At 65.7% G+C, this 548-nt stretch carries 1 protein-coding gene; it reads right to left on the reverse strand.

Annotated features, from left to right (window positions below):
- On the reverse strand, window positions 1-548 hold a 548-nt coding region (locus CH251_RS02355; protein ID WP_179273538.1), incomplete at both ends, for an acyl-ACP desaturase.

The raw sequence follows: 548 nt of genomic DNA on the forward strand, positions 1-548 counted from the left end.
AGCATGCGGTCGGCGATCGGATCGTCGCAGACCTTGCCGGTGTTGCGGTGCGAGACGCGGGTGGCGAGTTCCTGGAAGGTCACGTAGGCGACCGAGTGCAGCAGACCGACCTGCGAACCGGCGGGCGAGACGTAGCCGTTGGTCATGTGGATCATGCGGGCTTCTTCGAGGGCGACGGGATCGACGCCGCGGGTGACGACGAGGTAGTCGCGCATGACGATGCCGTGCCGGTTCTCCTCGGCGGTCCACCGGCCGACCCAGGTTCCCCACGCACCGTCCCGGGAGAAGTTCTCGGCGATCTCACGGTGGTAGGACGGCAGGTTGTCCTCGGTGAGCAGGTTGGTGATCATCGCGGCCTGTGCGACGTCGGAGAGCTTGGACTGCTCCGGGTCGTAGTCCTGGCCGCCGAGAGCGGCGAAGTTGCGGCCTTCGTCCCACGGAACGTAGTCGTGAGGGTGCCACTCCCGCGCCATCGAGATGTGACGGTTCACATTGTCCTCGGCAGTGGGCACCAGCTCTTGCAGAAGCTCGAGCTGTGTCAGATCCCT

This window comes from Rhodococcus sp. 06-462-5, assembly GCF_002258315.1.
In the GTDB taxonomy this organism is placed as follows: domain Bacteria; phylum Actinomycetota; class Actinomycetes; order Mycobacteriales; family Mycobacteriaceae; genus Rhodococcoides.